2 protein-coding genes are annotated in these 1312 nt (G+C 37.8%); both read left to right on the forward strand.

Translation table 11 applies throughout. The annotated features are described in order from the left end of the window. Positions 1-39 precede the first annotated feature (39 nt). Complete coding sequence (locus tag CHX27_RS00945; RefSeq protein WP_094484907.1) at positions 40-438, forward strand: transposase; 399 nt, start codon at positions 40-42, stop codon at positions 436-438. Between the two features lie 8 nt (positions 439-446). Beyond that, complete coding sequence (locus tag CHX27_RS00950) at positions 447-1304, forward strand: IS3 family transposase (RefSeq protein ID WP_094484908.1); 858 nt, start codon at positions 447-449, stop codon at positions 1302-1304. Positions 1305-1312: the final 8 nt, after the last annotated feature.

The following is a 1312-nucleotide window of genomic DNA, read 5'->3' on the forward strand; positions in this document are numbered from 1 at the left end:
TGTACGTCCCTAAAATAGGTTGACCACTTTAGTCAATTTATGAAAGCAAATTTGCATCAGATTCGTCGATTTCGTCGTTATTCAGAAGATTTTAAAAAGGAGTTGGTTTCACTCTTTGAACAGGGAAAGTTTAGCGTTTGTCAGTTGGAGCGTTTGTATGGCGTTTCTAATGTCACGATTTACAATTGGATTTATAAATATTCTACTTTTAACGAAAAAGGATATCGTATTATTGAGATGAAAAACAGTAGTGAGAATAAGCTCAAGGAGCTTGAAGCAAAGGTTCGCGAATTAGAGCGTACGGTGGGTCAGAAGCAGATTAAGATTGAATTTTTAGAGAAGATGGTGGAATTGGCAAAAACCGAGTTGGATATTGATTTAAAAAAAAACTTCAACACGCCACCTTCAGCTGGTTCCGAACGCACCAAAAAGAACTAGCCTTCTCGATGAATCAGCTTTACAGAGCCATGGGGATTAGTAAGCAAGCGGTGCACCAGTATAGTAAGCGCGAGGCGGTTTTTAGTGATAATGTGCGCATACTAATGCACCGAGCCGAAGAGTTGCGAAAAAAGCATCCAGGCTGTGGTGTTGAAAAGATGTATGCTGCTTTGAAACCAGATTTCATCGGTAGAGATAGATTTGTGGAGACCTTTATGGACTTGGGCTTTAGACTCAAGCGCAAAAGGAATTTTAAACGTACGACCTACGCAGGATCAATTCGCTATTCTAATTTGATAAAAGGTCTTTATGTGGATAAGCCTTCTAGTGTCTGGCAGTCTGATATAACGTACATCTATGCGAAAGACAAATTTTATTATGCGGTGTTTATCATTGATGTTTACACGAAAAAAATTGTAGGATATAAAGTATCAAACCACATGCGAGCTACTGCCAATACCGCAGCCTTGCAAATGGCCTTAAGTACCAATAAGCCGCCTTTGATACATCATTCGGACCGAGGGAGCCAGTATACCTGCAAAGAGTATATTAAAATACTAAAAGACAATCAATGTCAAATCAGCATGTCCTTAACTGCTCCGGATAATGCGTATGCCGAAAGAATCAACCGAACAATAAAAGAAGAATACATACAATATTGGAAACCACAGTCTTTTGAGCAATTAAAAAAGTATATCGATAAAGCTGTGTACAACTACAATCACAACCGACCTCACGAGCATTTAAACAAATTAACTCCCGTGGAATTTGAAAGAAAGTGGAATAATAATCAATTAAAATTTAAACCTAGTTTTACTATTTTTGATAACCAAGTATTAACCTCAAAAACGGTCAACTCTATTTAGGGAAGTAC

The organism is Flavobacterium aurantiibacter (genome assembly GCF_002251775.1).
GTDB classification, from domain to species: domain Bacteria; phylum Bacteroidota; class Bacteroidia; order Flavobacteriales; family Flavobacteriaceae; genus Flavobacterium; species Flavobacterium aurantiibacter.

What these genes read in the sequence shown, in the direction of transcription:
- CHX27_RS00945 (WP_094484907.1), top strand. Translation starts at nt 40, where the DNA reads ATGAAAGCAAATTTGCATCAGATTCGTCGATTTCGTCGTTATTCAGAA.
- CHX27_RS00950 (WP_094484908.1), top strand. Translation starts at nt 447, where the DNA reads ATGAATCAGCTTTACAGAGCCATGGGGATTAGTAAGCAAGCGGTGCAC.